We start from the raw sequence: 19566 nt of genomic DNA, 5'->3' as shown, positions 1-19566 counted from the left end.
TGGTTGGGTAAAAGCGCGGTCCACGGGTTTAGGCCATGGCCACCAGTACCTGCCGCGGCCCCTCGAAGGGCATGCGGCCATGGGCGGCCAGCAGGTTGTCCAGCAGCAGCAGGTCGCCCGCTTGCCAAGGCACCAGATGCCGCTCGGCACGCAGCACCGCACGCACGCGGTCGAGGCTGTCGTTGTCGATGCGCCCGCCGTCGCCGTAATAGGCGGCCATCGGCAGGCCGCGCTCGATGTGGGCGCTGACCTGACTGGCCAACGGCGTATTGGAGGCGTGGAACAGGTGAGCCTGGTTGAACCAGACCCGCTCGCCGGTCTGCGGATGGACCCGCAACGCCGGGCGGACTTCGCGGATGCGCAGGCCTCCCCCCGGCTGCCACTGAAAATCGATGTCCAGGTCCCGGCAAGTCGCCTCCACCTGCGCCGGGTCGGTGGTTTCGAAGGCCTGGGTCCAGGCGTTGTAGCGCGACTCGGCCGAAGCCAGATTGCGCACGTAGAGCAGCTGGCGCCGCTCGAACTGCTCGACCAGCGCCGGCGGCAGCCGCGCCAGGATCCGCCGCGAGTCGGCAACCGGGGTTTCCCCGCCCTGGGCCGCCGCCTGGGCGCAGAAGAAGAACAGCCGCTGCGGCCAGCGGGCGCTGTAGGCCATCTCGTTATGCAGGGGGATTTCCAGGTGCGGCGGGTACTCGGTGGAGGTGTACACCCCTTCGACCACCTGGCGCCGCGGCGAGGTGCCGCCGGCATAGCCGCGCAGCCGCGGCGCCAGCAACGCCACCGCCTGCTGGAAGTCCGCCGCGCTGCGCAGGGGCAAGCCGCGCAACAGGACCGCCCCGACCTGTTGCAGGCGTTCCAGCAATGCCACGCGATGGGTTTCCAGCCAGGCCCGCCACTGCGACTCGGCCAGGTCGACCTGCACCCGCAGCGGAAACTCCAGGTCCTGGCCAGCCGCCGGATTGGCCATCAGCCGTCCCTCGTCGAAGGCGCTCATGGCGCCAGGTACCAGTGTTGGCCGATCACCTCGACCAGGCGCTCGACATGGGGCGCTTGCAGGATCGACAGGTGATCGCTGCCCTCGACCTCGACCACCCGGACCCCCGGTTCGCGGCGACGCCAGCGCTGCAGGTCATCGTCACCGTCGGCGCGCGACGTGGCGCGCAGCAGCAGCGGCAGGCCAGCGAACGGCTGCTCGGCGGGATAACCCATGGCGCACTGGCGGCAGAACAGCTCGATGACCGGCGCGATGTCCCGCAGGCGGGCGCTGGCCGGCAAGACTCCGGCCTGCTTCATCCGCTCGAACAGGCGCTGGCACTGGGCGCTTTCATCCAGCGCCGCCAGCGCCTCAAGGTCGAGCCCGAGGCTGGCGCCCGCGGTCAGCTCCATCAGCTTGAGGTATTCGCCCAGGGCCTCGCTGCGCCCGCCATGGCCCTGCTCGCGCGGTGCCTGGGTGTCCAGCAGCACCACCGGCGCCACCGCGGCGCCCTGTTCGAACAGCTGACGGGCTACTTCCAGGGCGATCCAGCCGCCGAAGGAATGGCCGAGCAGGTGGTAGGGCCCCTGTGGCTGCATCGACTGGATCGCCCGGACATAGGCCCCGGCGGTGTCCTGCACGCTGTGCACCGCAGCCGACGGGTCGAGCAGGCCCGCCGCCTCCAAGGCGATAAAACGGGTGGGACCGGCAAAGCCACTGCACAGCGGCAGCAGTGAGGTGGCATTAGCCCCGGCGCCGGGGATGCAGAAGACCCTGCTGGCCCCTGCGCCGCCACTGCGGATCAGCACGGCCGAGGGGTGCAACGGCGCATCGGGCGGTGGCGTCGCGGCGTCGATCCTGGCCAGGGTCGCGTCGATCAAATGACCGACGCGGGTGGCCCAGCGCGGATCCATCATGATGCTCCAGTGATCGCCACCGACCGGATGCACCGTCAGGCGCCGCCCCAGCAGCGCGCCCCAGCCGTTCGAGGGGTCCGCCGGCTCGGCCGGCAGCGCGCTGAACAGGTGGGCCGGGACGTCCACCGGCTGGGCATGATAGCGGTGCGCGGCGGCGCGCAGGTCGAACCACAGCTGTGCCCGCGCCTCGACCTCCTCGCCGCTCAGTTCCTTGGTCAACCAGCCTGCGGATCGGGCCCGCTCGACCGCCGCCGGCAGGTCGGGCGCCTGCATCAGATGGGCGATCTGCTCCTCCTGCAGCTTGTAACCGTAGTACTCGATCAACGCGACCAACAGCAGCTTTTTGTCGTCCAGGCCCAAGGCCGAGACGCCCCGGTCGTGTTCGCCGTGGTGCCAGCTGTCGATCAGGCCGAGGAACTCCACCGACTGGCCCTGCCCGATCAACTGCCGCGCCACTTCATAGGCCAGCGCGCCGCCGGCGGACCACCCCGCCAGGCGGTAGGGGCCGTCCGGCAGTGCCTGGCGAATCAGCTGCACATAATGTTCGGCGAGCGCCTCATGGGTGCTGTCGGCACCCACCCCGTGGCGGTCCGCGCGGATGCCGTAGACACCGATCTCCGGGTCCAGCACGCGGGTCAGGCGCTCGTAGGACAGCACCTCGCCGCTCGGCTCGTGGATAAAGATCAACGGCCGCCGGGCGCCGCCCTTGCGCAACACCAGCCACTGCGGGTGGGCCGCCAGCGCCTCCTCGGCGCGGCTCAGCACCTGCGCCAGGGCACTGAGTTTCTGAGCTTGCAGCACGTCCTGCAGGGCCACCTCGTAGCCGTGTTCCTTGAGCCCCTCGATCACCTGGAAGAGCATCAGCGAATAGCCGCCGAGGTCGAAGAAGTTGTCGTGGCGGCCGATGCGCTCGACCCCCAGCAACTGCGACCAGAGCGCGGCGACCACCTGCTCGCGCGCGCCCTCGGGGGCCTCGTAGCGTTGCAGCGCCAACCCCTGGCCCTCCGGCGCGGGCAGCGCGCGGCGATCGAGTTTGCCGTTGGCGGTCAACGGCAAGGCTGGCAGGGTCACGAATGCCACCGGCAACATATGCTCGGGCAGCCGTTCGGCCAGGCCGGCACGCAAGGCGGCCGGGTCCAGCGACTCCAGCGCCGCCTGCGCGACCACATAGGCCACCAGGCGCGGTTCGCCCGCCTGGTCCTCGCGGGCGATCACCACCGCCTCGCGCACTCCCGGCTGCAGCAGCAACTGGGCTTCGATTTCCCCCAGTTCGATGCGAAAGCCGCGCAGCTTGACCTGGAAATCGTTGCGACCCAGGACTTCCAGGTTGCCGTCCGCGCGCCAGCGGCCAAGGTCGCCGGTGCGGTACAGGCGCGCGCCTGGCGTGGCGACGAACGGGTCCGCCAGGAATCGCTCGGCGGTCAACGCCTCGCGGTCCAGGTAACCGCGCGCCACCCCGGCCCCACCGATATGGATTTCCCCGACTGCCCCCAATGGCACTGGCTGGCGCTCGGCGTCCAGCAGGTAAATGCGCGCGCCGGGCATGACCCGTCCGGCGTGGGGCAGACGCCCGTCGATCAGCGCGCAGCTGGCATCGACGCTGCACTCGGTGGGCCCGTACATATTGAAAAACAGCCGGCTGTCATCCGCCGCCAGGCTGTTCCAGGTGGCGCCATCGAGCGCCTCGCCGCCCAGCAATACCTTGCGCAGGGCGGGCGCCCGGCCGTCGAGCAGCCCGGCGTCCTGCAGCAGGCGCCAATGGGACGGCGTGCACTCCAGCGCCTCGATCCGCTGCTCCTCGAGAAAGGCCAGCAACGCCTGGGCGCTGAGCCGGGTGGCATCGGGCACCAGGTACAGGGTGCGACCCTGCAGCAGTTGGCCCCAGGCCTTGACCGCCATGTCGAAGCCGAAGGAGGAGTTCCAGGCGATGCGCCGGCAGTCCGGCTGCAGCCCGTGCACATGCAGCTCCAGGCCCTCGAGGAAATTCAGCACCTGGCGGTGCTCGACCATCACCCCCTTGGGCGTGCCGGTGGAACCGGAGGTGTAGATGACATAGGCCAGGTGCGAGGGCTGCAAGCCGACCGCAGCCGGCGTGGGGTTGTCGGTCGGCTGCCCACCCCAGGCGCCCTGGGTCGAGGACGCGTCGTCCAGCAGCAGCCGCGCGCAGTCCGGCGCCGGGTGCAGGCGCGGGCCCAGCGCGCGCTGGGTCAGAAGCACCCGCGCGCCGCTGTCGCGCAGCATCTGCTGCAGACGTGCATCCGGGTACACCGGATCCAACGGCACATAGGCACCACCGGCCTTGAGCGTCGCCAGCAGCGCGACCGGCAGGTCCAGGCCGCGTTCGGCACAGATCGCCACCCGCTGGTCGGGGCCGACACCCAGTGCACGCAGGTGATGGGCCAGTTGGTTGGCCCGCGCATTGAGCGCGGCGTAGCTCAGGCTCTGCCCCGCATGGACCAGGGCCAGGGTCTCCGGCTGGGCCGCCGCCTGCCGCTCGAAGCGGGTGTGCAGCAGCGGGTCCTGCAGCAGCGCGGCGGGGCTGTCGTTGAAACCCTGCAGCAGCAGCTCGCGCTCGCGGGCGTCGAGCAAGGCAATGCGCGCCACGGGCTGGCTGTCGTCCTCGACCATGGCCTGCAGCATGGCGCGCAAATAGCCCAGGTGCCGCGCGAGGGTGGCCGGGTTGAACAGCGCGGTGGCGTAGTTCAGCTGGCCGACGATCGATTCGCCCTCCTCGCGCAGCTCCAGGGACAGCTCGAACTGCGCGCTGTCCGGCTCGTCGCCCAGGCGTTGCGCCTGCAGCCCCGGCAGCTGCAGCGAGCCCTTGGGCGTGTTGTGCCAGGACAGCATGACCTGGAACAACGGCTGATGGGCCAGCGAACGGGGCGGGTTGAGCGCCTCCACCAACCGCTCGAACGGCACGTCCTGCAGGCGCTGGGCCTGCAAGGCGACTTCGCGGGCCTGGGCCAGCAACGCCTTGACGTTCGGGCCGGCGCCGAGGTCGAGCTTCAGTGCCTGGGTGTTGACGAAAAAGCCGATCAACGGCTCGACCTCGACCCGGTTGCGACCCGCGTAGGAACTGCCGATCACCACCTGCTGCTGGCCGCTCAGGCGGGCGAGCACGGCGGACCAGGCCGCCAGCAAGGTCATGTACAGGGTGCAGCCATGGCGCTGGCTGAGGGCGCGCAGGCCCTGGCTGAGCTCGACGCCCAGATCCACCGCCAGGTTCGCGCCACGGTAGTCCTGCAAGACCGGACGCGGACGATCGGTGGGCAGGTCGAGCAGGCTCGGCGCGCCGCGCAGCCGCTCGACGGCCTGCTGCAGCTGCTGCTGCAGCAACGGCCCCTGCAGCCACTGGCGCTGCCAGGCCGCGTAGTCGGCGTACTGGATCGCCAGCGCGGGCAAGGGATCGCCCTGGCCGTCGCGCAGCGCCGGGTACAGCGTGGCGAACTCGCGGGTCAGCAGCGCCTGGGACCAGCCATCGGAAATGATGTGGTGCATGGTCACCAGCAGCACATGGTCCTCCTCGCCCAGGCACAGCAGCTGGCCGCGGATCAGCGGACCGCGGGCCAGGTCGAAGGGCGCCGCGGCCTCCTCGGCGCAGATCCGCGCCAGCTCGGCGTCGCTGGCCCCGGGCAGGTCGCGCTGACGCAAGGCAAAGCCGCGGGGCGCGTCGATCACCTGGCGCGGCACGCCGCCGATACCGACAAAACGCGTGCGCAGCACCTCATGGCGTTCGACGATGCGGTCCAGCGCCGCCTTGAGGGCCGACCGGTCCAGCGGGCCGCTGAGCCGGACCGCGTCGGGAATGTGGTAGGCCTTGCTGGCCTCGGGGTCGACCCGGGCGATAAACCACAGGCGCTGCTGGGCGAACGACAGCGGCAGCGGCACCGAGCGGTCGGCGCGCAGGATCGCGGTCAGCTGGTGCTGGCCGGCCTCGGCCACGTCCTGGGCCAGGTCCGCCAGCTGCGGATGGGTGAACAGCGCCGCCAGCGGCAACTCGATGCCCAGCTGCTGGCGCAATTGCGAGATCAGCCGCATGGCCAGCAACGAGTGGCCGCCCAGTTCGAAAAAATTGTCCTGGCGGCCGACCTGCTCGACGCCCAGCAGGCTCGACCAGATCCGCGCCAGGGTGGTTTCGATGTCGCCGATCGTGGCTTCGTAACCGCGATGGCTGAAGGCCTGGCCTTCCGGCGCCGGCAGCGCCTGGCGATCCAGCTTGCCGTTGGGCGTGAGCGGCAGCGCCGCCAGGGCGACAAAGGCGGCCGGCAACATATAGGCCGGCAGCACCTGGCTCAGCTGGGCGCGGACCACGGCCGGGTCGGGCGCCTCGCCCCCTTCGTCAACCACGACGTAGGCCACCAGGCGTGGCTCGCCGGGCACGTCCTCGCGCGCCACCACGGCCACCTCGCGCAGTCCCGGCAGGCGCAACAGCTGGGCCTCGACCTCCCCCGGTTCGATGCGGTAGCCACGGACCTTCAACTGGAAATCGTTGCGTCCCAGGTACTCCAGCGTGCCGTCCGCGCGCCAGCGGGCCAGGTCGCCGGTCCGGTACAAGGGTTCGCCGGCGAAAAACGGATCCTCGCCGAAGCGCTCGGCGGTCAGCTCCGGGCGTTGCAGGTAACCGCGCGCCACCGCGGTTCCGCCGATGCACAGCTCACCGGCCACGCCCAGCGGCACCAATTGGCGCTGGGCGTCGAGCAGGTGGATCCGGCAGTTGTCGATCGGCCGGCCAATCGGCGGCAAGTCCTCCCAGTCGGCCGCGGGCCCGCTCAGGGTATGGGCGCAGACCACATGGCTTTCGGTCGGCCCATAGTGGTTGTGCAGCCGCGCGGCGGTCTGTTCGAACAACCGGCGAATGGCCGGCGTGATGCGCAGTTGCTCGCCGGCGGTGATCAGGTCGCGCAAGGCCGACAGCGCGGTGCCCTGCTGCGCCCAGAGCTCACTGAGGGTATGCAAGGCGATATAGGGCAGGAACAGACGTTCGATGGCGTGCCGGCCGATCCAGTCGGCCAGGTTGGACAGGTCCTGGCGCTGGGTCTCGTCAACCAGCACCAGGGTGCCCCCCGCCACCAGGGTGGAGAAGATTTCCTGGAAGGCCACGTCGAAACCCGGTGCGGCGAATTGCAGGGTCCGCGCCGGTTCGGGCAAGACCTGCTGCTGCCACGCCAACAGGTTGACCAGGGCCCGGTGCGGCATGCCGACGCCCTTGGGTACCCCGGTGGAGCCGGAGGTGTAGATCACATAGGCCAGGTGGTCGGGGTCGAGGCCAAGCGCCTCGGTTTCCAGGTCGTCGCGCGGCTGCCCGGCCCAGGGGCCCTGCTCCCAGGGCAGCTGGTCCAGCAGCAACCCGACACAGCCCGCCGGCGGCGCAAGCCGCTCGGCCAGCCGGGGCTGGCTCAGCAGCGCCAGTGGCTGGCAGTCCTCGAGCATTTGCGCCAGGCGCTCGCGGGGGTGCGCCGGGTCCAGCGGCACATAGGCGCCCCCGGCCTTGAGCGTGGCCAGCAGGGCCAGCACCAGGCCCGGCCCGCGTTCCAGAAAGACCGCCACCCGCTGGTCCGGGCCAACCCCCAGGCCACGCAAGTGATGGGCCAGCTGGTTGGCCTGCTCGTTCAGCGTGCGGTAGCTGATGCGCTGATGCTCGAACTCCAGCGCCACAGCCTCAGGCGTGCGGGCCACCTGGCGCTCGAACTGCCGGTGGACCAGCGTGCCCGCGCGGGGCTGCCGCGCCCCGCTGCCGAGCCCCGCCAGCAATTGCTCGCGCTCGCCGAGCGGGAGCACCTCCAGGGCCTGGAGCGGGGTACGCGGCGCCTGCTCCAGCGCATCGACCAGGGCCTCCAGCGCCTGCAGGACAAAGCTGGCGATACGCTCGGCCGACAGGCTGTCGACGATCTCGGCGGTCAGGCTAAAGCCCTGGCCGCGGTCGTCGACGTGCAGCACAAAGGGGTAGTTGGTGCGGTCCCGGCTTTCCAGGTGCTGGATGCCGGCGATCACCTGGCCATTGGCCGGCTGCTCCTGCGGGCTGTAGCGGTAGTTCAGCAGGGCCGAGAACAGCGGCGTGTTGGCCGGCAGGCCGCTGCAGCGCTGCGCCAGGCTCAGCGGCGCATGCTCGTGGCGCAGCAGCTCGATCAGCGCCTGGTGCGTCTGCAGCAGGCCCTGTTCGACCGTTTGCCCGGCCAGGCGCAGGCGCAATGGCAGGGTATTGATAAACATGCCCATGGCCCGGTCCGCACCGGGCCCGCCCTGCAGCCGGCCGAACAGCACGGTGCCGAACACCAGGTCGTCGCGTCCGCTGCACCGCGCCAGCACCTGGGCCCAGGCCAGGTGGAACAGGCTCGCCGGACTCACTTCCCGCCCACGCGCCAGCCGCCGCAGGCGCGCGGCCAGCGCCGTGTCCAGCACCAATTTGGCCTGGACCGTGTTGGCGCCGCTACCCTGCACTTCGAGCAATTCGAAGGGCGCGGTGGGTTGATCCAGGTCACCGAGCATCTGCCGGAAAAACGCCTGGTGCTCGGCCCCGCCGCTGCCGGCCTCGCTGCTGCCCAGGCGCGCCTGGGCGACGAAGTGGCGAAACGGCACGGGCTCGGGCAGCTGCTGGTCGCGACCTTGCAATAGCAGCGCCACTTCCTCGACCAGCAGCTCCAGGCTGATATGGTCCATGACCAGGTGGTGGTAGAGCAGCTGCAACAACCAGCGCTGCCCCGCTTCATCGAAGGCCGCGAACCCCCGCAGCAACGGCGCTTGCCGCACGTCCAGGCGCAGACGGCGCGGGTCGGCATGGGCACAGAGTTGCGCCTGCACGTCGCCGTGGGGGAACTGCAGTTCCTCGATCTGCAGCCGCGCCCGGCGCCAGACCACCTGCACCGGTTCGCTCAGGCCGTCCCAGTGCACCGCGCTGCGCAGCACGTCGTGGCGGGCGATGACCTGCTCCATGGCCAGCGCGAACTGGTCGAGCAGGGCCTTGCTGGCGAAACTCATCAGCGACTGGGTCAGGTAGGCGTCGCCCTCCTGCTGCAACAGGTGATGGAAGAGAATGCCCTCCTGCAACGGCGCCAGCGGGTAGATGTCCTGGATATTGCTCACCCCGCCTGGCGTGGCCTCGACGATACGGTCGATCTGCGCCTGGTCCAGGCGCACCAACGGCACCATCTCGGGGGTGATCCGGGCAGCGGCCGCGGCCGTGGCACCCGGCGGCGCATCCGCCAGCCCCTCCGCCCACTGCAGCAGCGCCTGCTTGTGGCGCTTCAGCGAGGCGACCTTGTCCGGTGTCAGCAGGCCGCGGGCCGCCTTGACCACCAGTTCGCCCTGTTCCACTCGCACCTCGACCTGGCGTGCCTCGAGCCATTCGATCAGGGCGGACGCGTCCTGGGTTTGCACACTCACGGCTTCTGCGGTCACAGTCTGAGCTCCTCGATATCATTGTCCAAAGCCAAGGCCGCAAAGGCGTCCGGGATGGCGCTGCGGGGCATGGCGTCAGTGATGGGGGTGGGTGCGCGCTGGACGGCCGCCGCCATGGCGGCCAGCGCCGGTTGGGCGAACAACGCGCGAATGTCGATGGACCAGTGGCGCTGGCGTAGCTGTTCGAGCAGTTGCACCGCCAGCAACGAATGGCCACCCAGGGCAAAAAAGCTGTCATGCCGGCTCACCTCTTCGGTGCCCAGCAAGCCGCGCCAGATCCGCGCGAGCTCCACCTCCACCTCGCCCACCGGCGCCTCGTAGGCCTGGCGGGCGAAGGCGTCGGGCGTCGGCACGGGCAAGGCGCGACGGTCCAGCTTGCCGCTGGCCAGCAGCGGCAACTGGGGCAGGCACACATAGGCGGCCGGTACGGCATAGTCGGGCAGCCACTGCGCCAGTTGCGCGCGCAGCGCGGCGGGCTGTGGCACCGACCCGGGCTGCGGCACCAGATAGGCGACCAGGCGCTGGTCGCCGGGCGCTTCCTCGCGCACCGCCACCACGGCCTGCGCCACCCCGTCCAGGCGCAGCAACTGCGCCTCGAGCTCGCCCAGTTCCAGGCGGTAACCGCGGACCTTGACCTGGAAGTCCTCACGGCCCAGGTAGGTCAGGCTGCCGTCGCCGTGCCAGCTGACCCGGTCGCCCGTGCGGTAGAGGCGCTCGCCCGGCACGAAGGGGTCCTCGAGAAAGCACTCGGCGGTCAGTTCCGGCTGGTTCAGGTAACCGCGCGCCAGCTGCGCGCCGCCGATATACAGCTCGCCGGCCACGCCGATCGGCACCGGCTGGCGTTGCTTGTCCAGCACATAGAACCGCGTGTTGGCCAGCGGCCCGCCGATCCGGCGCCATTCATCCGCGTGGCCCTGCAAACGCAGCAGGCTGGTGGTCACCGTGGTTTCCGTGGGCCCGTAGCCGTTGTACAACGCCGGCCGCCAGCCCGCGCCGGCAAACCAGGCGCGCCACGCCGCCTCGCCCAGGGCATCGCCGCCGATCACCAACGACCGCACGCAGGCCGGTACCCGGGCATCGGCCTGCGCCAATTGCCCCCAGAACTGGGTCGGCAGGTTCAGCACGCTGATACGGTGTCCTTCGCACAGCGCCCAGAAGCCGGCCCCGCCCACCAGCCAGTCCTGGTTGCGCAGCACCAGGGTGGCGCCCCGGGCCAGGGTGGCGAAGATATCTTCCACCGAAACGTCGAAACCCGGCGCCGCGAACTGCAGCACCCGGTCCCCGCCGTGCAGGCCGAGGGCATCGGCGAAGGCCCTGACCTCGTTGACCACCGCGCGGTGCTCGACCATTACCCCCTTGGGCCGCCCGGTGGACCCCGAGGTGTAGATCAGGTAGGCCAGGTGCCCCGGGTGCAGCCCCAGGGCGAGCGGCTCCGGGTTGTCGTCGCGCGGCGCCCGGCCCTGCACGGCCGCGTCGCGCAGGTCGACCAGGCGCGGGCCGCCATCCGGCGCCGCGACCCAGGGGGCGAGGCAGGCATCCCAGCCGATCAGCCAACCGGGGGCACTGTCGCGCAGCAACAGCGCCAGGCGCTCCCGGGGGGCGTCCGGGTCCAGCGGCAGGTAGGCGCCACCGGCCTTGAGCACCGCCAGCATGGCGATCAGCAGGTCCGGGCTGCGGTGGCCATGCAGCGCCACCAGCGCGTCCGGTCGCAGCCCCTGCTCGATCAGCACCCAGGCCAGCCGATTGGCCTGGGCATTGAGCGCGGCATAGGTCAGCTGCCGCCCACCCTGCTCCACCGCCACCGCCTGGGGCATGGACACCACGCGGGCCTCGACCAGTTGGTGCAGGCAAACGGACTCCAGCCGCATACCGGCGGTGGCGTTCCAGCCCTGCAGCACTTGCTGGCGCTCGGCCTCGGGCAGGCCGTCCAGCTGGCTCAGCGGCAGGTCGGGCCGCTGTTCCAGGGCCTCGACCAGCTGCGTCACCGCCTGCTGGGTAAAGGCCAGCAGGCGGGCCCCATCCGCGGGGGGTGCCACATGCAGAGTCAGCAGAAAATCATCGCCCAGGTCGTCGATATCGACGCTCAGGGGATAATGGGTGCGGTCGTCGCCCCCCAGGTGCTCGATGCCCTCCAGCAGGCGGTCGCCGCCGGCATGGCTGTAGCGGTAATTGAGCAGGCTGGTGAACAGCGGCCGATCCGCCGGCAGCGCGCTGCAGCGTTGCGCCAGACTCAGTGGCGCGTGTTCGTGGTGCAGCAGTTCAGCCAGGGCTGCATGGGTGCGCTTGAGGCCCTGCTCGACACTGTCCTGCCCCAGGCGCACGCGCAGCGGCAGGGTGTTGAGGAACAGGCCCAACGCGCGATCGGCCGCCGCGCCGCCGTGCAGGCGACCGAACAGCACGCTGCCGAACACCAGGTCGTCACGGCCGCTGCCACAGGCCAGCACCTTGGCCCAGGCCAGGTGGAACAGGCTCGCCGCACTGACCCCACGCGCCTGCGCCTGCTCGCGCAGGCGCCCGGCCAGTGCCCGCCCCAGGTGTGCCCCGCGCCGCTGCACCGTCGACCCATCGCCCTGCAGATCGAACAAACTAAAGGCCGCCGTGGGTTCGTCGACATCCCCCAGTTGCCGACGGAAATAGGCTTCGTGGGCGGCCGTCGACAGGCCCCGTCGCGCATGCACCACCAGCGCCCGAAACGGCAGCGGTGACGGCAGGTCGGCGCCACGTCCCTGCAGAATGGCCAGCACTTCCTGCACCAGCAGTTCGCTGGAGCGGTGGTCCATGATCAAGTGGTGATGCAGCAGTTGCAGCAGCCAGTGGCCGTCACCCTCGTCGCAGGCCAGCGCCCGCAGCAGGGGCGCCTGACCGAGGTCCAGGCGCAGCACCCGCGGCTCGGTGAGCTGTTGCAGGCGTTCAAGGGCCGACTCGCCGGGTGCCCGTGTCTCGGTCTGCAGCAGCAGCGGCGCCTCGCGCCAGACCACTTGCAGCGGTTCCGCCAGGCCTTGCCAATGCACCGAGGTACGCAGTATGTCGTGACGGGCGATAACCTGGTTCAGCGCCTGAACGAACGCCTCCAGGCGCGCGCGGCTGTCGAAGCGCAGCAGCGTCGGCACCACGTAGGTATCGCCCTCGCGCTGCAGGCGATGGTGGTACAGCAGGCCCTCCTGCAGTGGCGCCAAGGGGTAGATGTCCTGCACATTGGCCGCACCGCCGGGAATCGCACCCAGCAATGCCGCCAGTTCGCTCGGCGAGAGCTGCACCAGCGGCAGCATCTGCGGGGTGATCTGCCGGGTTCCCGGGGCGATGCGGTAGTGCAGCGGATCGCCGCCCTCGCGCTGGCGCAGCAAGCCGATCAGCGCCTGCTTGTGGGTGCGCAGCGCGGCCATCCGCCGTGCATCGGCCAGCAGGCGCGTGTCGCCGAGCACCGCGAGTTTGTCATCCTTGACCCGCAACTCCAGGCCCAGGCCATCCAGTTCCTCCAATAGCGCTTGCGCACTCATAGCAGCACCTCTTCCAGTTGCACCGTTGCGCTCGCCAGATGGGCCAGGGTCGGCGCGTTGAAAATCATCTGCACGTCGACCTGCAGCTGCTGCTCGCCCATACGCTGGATCAACTGGATGGCCAGGGCGGAATGGCCGCCGAGCTCGAAGAAATTATCCTGACGGCCGACCCGCGCCACCCCGAGCAGCTCGCGCCACAACTCGGCCAGTTGCTGTTCGATCAGGTCGCCCGGTGCCTCGTAGGCCTGCTGCGCCAGCGCCTGCGCCTCGGGCGCCGGCAGCGCCTGGCGATCGAGCTTGCCATTGGCGGTCAAGGGCAAGGCCGCCAGCGTCACGAAGGCGCTCGGCAGCATGTAGTCCGGCAAGGTCTCGGCCAGCTGCGTGCGCAGCACGGTCGGTTCCAGCGTCGCGCCCTGCCGTGCCACCACATAGGCGACCAGGCGCGGCTCGCCCGGGCTGTCCTGGCGGGCCAGCACCAGGGCTTCGCGTACCTCGGCCAGCTGCAGCAACTGGGCCTCGATCTCACCCAGCTCGATGCGCAAACCGCGGATCTTCACCTGGAAATCGTTGCGGCCCTGGTACTCCAGACAGCCATCGGCGCGCCAGCGGCCGAGGTCGCCGGTACGGTACAGGCGCGCCCCGGCCACCTCGACGAACGGGTCGGGGAGGAAACGCTGCGCGGTCATGTCCTCGCGGCCGAGGTAACCGCGGGCAACCCCGGCGCCGCCGATATAAAGCTCGCCGACCACCCCCAACGGCACCGGCTGGTACTGCGCATCGAGCAGGTAGACACGGGCATTGGGCATCACCCGCCCGACGTTCGGCAGCGCGCCCTCGACCGGCCCGCAGAGCGCGTCGACGCTGCATTCGGTAGGGCCGTACATATTGATGAAACGGGTTCCGCGGACCTCCGTCAGGGCCTGCCAGGTGGCGCTGTCCAGGGCCTCGCCGCCCAGCAACAGCAGGCGCAACGAGGTCGGCCGCTGCTGCGCAAAGCCGGCGGCCATCAGCATGCGCAGGTGCGAGGGGGTGCACTCCATCGCCTCGATGGCATGGCGTTCGAGGAAGTCGAGCAAGGCCTCGGCATCCAGGCGGGTCGGCTCGGACAGCAGGAACAGGGTCCGCCCGCGGAGCAGCTGGCCCCAGGCCTTGACCGCCATGTCGAAACCCAGGGACGAGTTCCAGGCCACTCGCTGGCAGTCGGCCTGGGCGCCGTAGACGACGTCCTCCAGCCCATGGAGGAAATTCAGCACCTGGCGATGCTCGACCATCACCCCCTTGGGCAGGCCGGTCGAACCCGAGGTGTAGATCACGTAGGCCAGGTGCGAAGCGTCCAGGCCCACCTCGGCCGGCAGTGGGTCGTGCGGCGACGCGGTGGCCCAGGGCGATCCGTGCCAGGTCGCAGCGTCCAGCAGCAAGGTGGTGCAGCCGGCCGGCTCGCGCAGGCGCGGCCGCAGCCGGGCCTGGGTCAACAGCAGGCGTGGCGCGCTGTCCTGCAGCAGGTAGGCCAGGCGCGCGTCCGGGTGGACCGGGTCCAGCGGCACATAGGCGCCGCCGGCCTTGAGCGTGGCCAACAGCGCCACCACCTGCTCGAAGCCACGCTCCAGGCACAGCGCGACACGGTCGTCGGGGCGTACCCCCTGGGCGCGCAGGTGATGGGCCAGCTGGTTGGCGCGGCGGTTGAGCTCGGCATAACTGAGCGATTGGCCGTCGAACACCAGCGCGGTGGCCTGCGGCCGTGCCTCGGCCTGGCGCTCGAACAGCCGGTGCAGCAGCGGCTCGCCGGCATACTCGCGGCGGCTGTCGTTGAAACCCTGAAGCAGCTGCTGACGCTCGGCGGGGTCGAGCAACTCGATGCCGGCCAGCGCTTGCCGGTCATCGGCGACCATGGCCCGCAGCAGCCGCTGCAGCTGCTGCCAGTGGCGGCGCACGCTGGCCTCGTCGAACAGCGCGCTGGCGTAGTTCAGTTGGCCGACGATGCGCGAACCGGACTCCTCCAGGTCCAGGGACAGGTCGAACTGCGCGCTGCCGGCGCTGCTGCCCAGGCTCTCGAACTGCAGGTCGTCGAGTTCCAGGCGCGCCTCGGGGGTGTTCTGCCAGGCCAGTCGCACCTGGAAGATCGGGTTATAGGCCATCGAGCGCGGCGGGTTCAGCGCTTCCACCACCTGCTCGAAGGGCACATCGCGGTTGCTTTGCGCCGCCAGGGCGACGCGCCGGGCCTGGGCCAGCAACTGCGTCACCTCCAGCGGACCCTCGAGGTCGAAGCGCAGCGCCTGGGTGTTGACGAAAAAACCGATCAGCGGCTCCAACTCGGCGCGGTTGCGGCCCGCCACCGAGCTGCCGATCACCACCTGGGTCTGCCCGCTAAGCCGCGCCAGCAGCGCCGCCCAGGCGCCCAGCAGGGTCATGTAGAGCGTCGTGCCATGGCGCTGGCCGAGCGCCCGCAGGCCCTGGCTGAGTGCCTCATCCAGCTCGACCGCGAAGGTCGCGCCGCGGTAGTCCTGGCTGGCCGGGCGCGGCCGGTCGGTGGGCAGCGCGATCAGCGCCGGCAGGCCCTGCAACTGCCCGACCCAGTACTGCAACTGCGCCTGCAGCAACGGGCCCTGCAGCCACTGGCGCTGCCACGACGCATAGTCGGCGTACTGGATGGCCAGCGCGGGCAAGGGGTCCGCTTGGCCCCGGCAAAAGGCCCGGTACAGGCTGGAAAATTCCCGCGCCAGCACGCTCAGCGACCAGCCGTCGGCGATGATGTGGTGCAGGGTCAGCAGCAGCAGATGGTCCTCCTCGCCGAGGCGCAACAGCTGGCAGCGGATCAGCGGCCCGCGCTCCAGGTCGAAGGGCGCGGCGGCCTCCTGGCGGCAAATCCGCTGCAATTCGGCTGCGCCGACGCCGGTGATGTCGCGCTCCTCCAACCGCAGCGCGCCCGGAACGTCGATCACCTGGCAGGCCTGCCCCTCGTGGCTGACAAAACGCGTACGCAGCACCTCGTGGCGTTCGACGATGCGCTGCACCGCCGCGCGCAGGGCCGACCGATGCAGCGGTCCGCGCAGGCGCAGGGCACCGGGGATGTGGTAGGCGGGCCCGGCATGGGCGTCGATCCGGGTGACAAACCACAGGCGTTGCTGGGCATGGGACAGCGGCAAGGGTTGGCTGCGGTCGGCCGGCTCGATGGCGCTCAGGCGGTTCTGCTCGGCCTCGGCCAGCTGCGCGGCCTGCGCCGCCAGGCGTGGCTGGGCGAACACCGTGGTCAGCGGCAACTCCAGGTCCAGCTGCTGGCGCAGCTGCGAAATCAGGCGGATGGCCAGCAATGAATGGCCGCCCAGTTCGAAGAAATCGTCATCGCGGCCGACCTGTTCGACCCCCAGCAACTGCGACCAGAGCTGCGCCAGGCGCTGCTCCAGGGCGCCGCGCGGCGCCGCATAAGCCCGCTGCGCCCGCGCCTGGTCCTGGGGTGCCGGCAACGCCTGGCGGTCGAGCTTGCCGCTGGCCGTCAGCGGCAAGGCCGGTAGCCGCACATAGGCCGCCGGCACCATATAGGCCGGCAGCCGTTCGGCCAGTTGCGCGCGCAGGTCCGCCGGTTCCAGCTCGCCGTCCGCCGTTGCCACCAGGTAGGCGACCAGGCGCGGCTCGCCCAGCTCGTCGGGGCGGGCCAGGACCACTGCCTCGGCCACCCCGGGCAATGCCCTGAGTTGCGCCTCGACCTCGCCCAATTCGATGCGATAGCCACGCAGCTTGACCTGGAAATCGTTGCGGCCGAGAAACTCCAGGCTGCCGTCGGCGCGCCAGCGCGCCAGGTCGCCGCTGCGGTACATGCGCGCGTCGGCTGTCCCGGCGAAGGGGTCCGGGACAAAACGTTCTGCACTCAGGGCCGGACGTCCCAGGTAGCCGCGCGCTACTCCGCTGCCGCCGATATGCAGCTCACCGACCACCCCCAACGGCACCGGCTGGCCCTGACCGTCGAGCACGTACAGGCGACTGCAGGCCAGTGGCCGGCCGATACTGGCCGGGCTGTCGTCGGGGGCGCAGCGGGCCACGCTGGCATTGACGGTGGTTTCCGTGGGGCCGTAGGCATTGGCCAGGGCCGGACGGTGGCCCGGGCGCTGCCACCAGGCCTCGAGTGCCGCGGCGCTGACCGCGTCGCCGCCGATCACGATCTGCCGCAAGCGGGGCGGCAAGCTGACCTCCGGGGCCTGGGCCAGGCGCTGCCAGAACAGGGTAGGCAAGTTGACCAGGGTCAGCCCCTGTTCGGCGCACAGCTGGCACCAGTGCCGCGGCTCGTCGAGCCAGGCGTCGCTGCGCAGCACCAGGGTCGCGCCGTGCAGCAGGGCGCCGAAGATTTCCTCGAGGGCCACATCGAATCCCGGCGCGCTGAACTGCAACACCCGGTCGTCCGGGCCCACCTTGTACAGCGGCTGCAACGCGGCCAGCTGCGCCACCAGTTGCCGGTGCTCGACCATCACGCCCTTGGGTTCGCCGGTGGAGCCCGAGGTGTAGATCACATAAGCCAGGTGCCGGGCCTGCAAGCCGACCTCGGCGGCCGCCAGGTCGTGCCCGGGGCCGTCGGCCCAGGGCCGCCGGGCGCCGGCGTGGTTGTCGAGCAGCAGCGCCGCGCAGCTCGGCGGCAGGCGCAGCCGGGGCAGCAGCGCGGCCTGGGTCAGCAGCAGCCGCGGCGCGCTGTCCTGCAGCAGGTAAGCCAGGCGCGCATCGGGCTGGGCCGGGTCCAGCGGCACGTAGGCGCCACCGGCCTTGAGCGTGGCCAACAACGCCACCAGTGCGTCGATACCGCGCTCCAGGCACAGGGCCACGCGATCGTCGGGACGTACCCCGTACTCACGCAGGTAGTGGGCGAGCTGGTTGGCGCGCCGGTTGAGCTCGGCATAACTGAGCGTCTGGCCCTCGTACGACAGCGCGGTGGCCGCCGGCCGGGTCCGCGCCTGGTGCTCGAACCCCTGGTACACCAGGCCTTCCTCGGTCGCCGCCAGCGGCACCGGGTTGAACCCCTGCAGCAGCTGCTGGCGTTCGGCGCTGTCGAGCAGGTCGATGCGCTCCAGCGGCTGCTGGTCGTCGGCCAACATGCCGCGCAGCAGCGCCTGCAGCTGGCGCCAATGCCGCGCCACGCTGGGCGCGTCGAACAACGCGGTGGCGTAGTTGAGCCGGCCGACTATGCCCTCGCCCTGCTCTTCCAGGTCCAGGGCCAGCTCGAACTGCGCGCTGGCGGGAAGACTGTCGACCCGCTCGACGGCCAGGCCGTCCAGGTGCAGGTCCACGGGCGGGGTGTTGTGCCACGCCAGCATCAGCTGGAACACCGGGTGATGGGCCATGGAGCGCGACGGATTGAGTGCCTCGACCAGGCGCTCGAACGGCACCTCCTGGCGCGCCTGGGCGGCCAGGGTGGTCTCGCGCACCTGGGCCAGCAAGCTGGCGGTCGTTGGCGCCCCCTGCAGGTCGATCTTGACCGCCTGGGTATTGATAAACAGACCGATCAGCGGCTCGACCTCGACCCGGTTGCGCCCGGCATGGGGGCTGCCGATCACCACCTGCGCCTGGCCACTGAGGCGCGCCACCAGTGCCGCCCAGGCCGCCAGCAGGGTCATGTAGAGGGTCGCGCCGTGGCGTTGGGCGAGGCCCTTCAGGCCTTGGCTGAGCTCTGCGTCCAGGCTGACCGCGAGGCTCGCGCCCCGGTAGTCCTGCAGCGCAGGGCGCGGCCGGTCGCTGGGCAGGTCGACCCGCTCGGGTGCGCCACGCAGCTGCTGCGCCCAGGCCTCGAGTTGCTGACGCAGGCGTGGGCCTTGCAACCCCTGGTGTTGCCAGACGGCGTAGTCGGCGTACTGCAGGGCCAGCGGCGGCAAGGGATCGGCCTGGCCCTCGCGGGCGGCCCGGTACAGCGCCGCGCATTCGCGCATCAGCAGGCTCAGCGACCAGCCATCGGCCACCAGGTGGTGCAGGGTCAGCAGCAGCACCTGGTCGTCGTCCGCCAGGCACAGCAGCCGTGCACGCACCAGCGGCCCGGCCGCCAGGTCGAAGGGTTCGGCCGCGGCCGCCTGGCATAACGCCTCCAGGCCACCTGGTGGCAGGTCGCGCGCCTCCTGTATCGGCAGTGCAAAGGGTCGCGGCGGATCGATCACCTGGCAGGGCCGGCCCTCGAGCAGGACCACCCGGGTGCGCAGTGCCTCGTGGCGTTCGAGGATACGGTCCAGCGCGTGCTGCAGCGCCGCCCGGTCCAGCTGGCCGCGCAGCCGCACGGCCACGGGGATGTGGTAGGCCAGGCTGGCGCGGGCGTCGACGCTGGCGACGAACCACAGGCGCTGCTGGGCCGGGGACAGCGGCAAGGGAGCGCTGCGGTCCGCCGGTTCGATGCGGCCCAGGCGGCTCTGCCCGGCCGCCGCCACTTGCACCGCCAGCGCCTGCAGGCGCGGATGGGCGAACAGCGCCGCCAGTGGCAGCTCGATGTTCAGGCGCTGACGCAGCTGCGAGATCAGGCGAATGGCCAGCAGCGAGTGGCCGCCCAGTTCGAAGAAATGGTCCTGGCGGCCGACCCGCTCCACCCCCAGCAGCTGCGACCAGAGCTGCGCCAGGTCCTGCTCCAGCGCGCCCTCCGGCGCCTGGTAATCGCGCTGCAGCACGGCCTGGTCATCCGGTACCGGCAGCGCGCGACGGTCGAGCTTGCCGGTGGCGGTCAGCGGCAGGCGCGGCAGCCGTACATAGGCCGTCGGCACCATATAGTCCGGCAGCACCGCGGCCAGCGCGGCACGCAGCCCGGCCGGCTGCAGCTCGGCGCCCGGCTGCG

4 protein-coding genes are annotated in these 19566 nt (G+C 70.8%); all 4 read right to left on the bottom strand.

Features of this window, described 5'->3' with window-relative positions; all coding sequences use genetic code 11:
* Positions 1–28 precede the first annotated feature (28 nt).
* Positions 29–991, bottom strand: coding sequence for a TauD/TfdA family dioxygenase (locus ABWY06_RS23500; protein WP_353928018.1), 963 nt, complete (start codon positions 989–991; stop codon positions 29–31).
* Positions 988–9282 (bottom strand): non-ribosomal peptide synthetase, encoded by an 8295-nt coding sequence (locus ABWY06_RS23495; RefSeq protein WP_353928017.1) that lies wholly within the window; start codon positions 9280–9282, stop codon positions 988–990. The genes ABWY06_RS23500 and ABWY06_RS23495 overlap by 4 nt, the downstream gene beginning before the upstream one ends.
* Entirely contained in the window at positions 9279–12779 is a 3501-nt protein-coding gene (locus tag ABWY06_RS23490) for a non-ribosomal peptide synthetase (protein ID WP_353928016.1), read from the bottom strand. Before ABWY06_RS23490 ends, ABWY06_RS23495 begins: the two co-directional genes overlap by 4 nt.
* On the bottom strand, positions 12776–19566 hold a 6791-nt coding region (locus ABWY06_RS23485; RefSeq protein ID WP_353928015.1), incomplete at its 5' end, for a non-ribosomal peptide synthetase. The genes ABWY06_RS23485 and ABWY06_RS23490, both read right to left, overlap by 4 nt.

Source organism: Pseudomonas sp., assembly GCF_040514055.1.
Classification (GTDB): Bacteria; Pseudomonadota; Gammaproteobacteria; order Pseudomonadales; family Pseudomonadaceae; genus Aquipseudomonas.
This window is presented reverse-complemented; position numbering and strand designations above follow the sequence as displayed.

Bases quoted from the DNA above. Each gene is read 5' to 3' on its own strand.
- ABWY06_RS23500 (WP_353928018.1), bottom strand. From the start codon at position 991: ATGAGCGCCTTCGACGAGGGACGGCTGATGGCCAATCCGGCGGCTGGC.
- ABWY06_RS23490 (WP_353928016.1), bottom strand. From the start codon at position 12,779: ATGAGTGCGCAAGCGCTATTGGAGGAACTGGATGGCCTGGGCCTGGAG.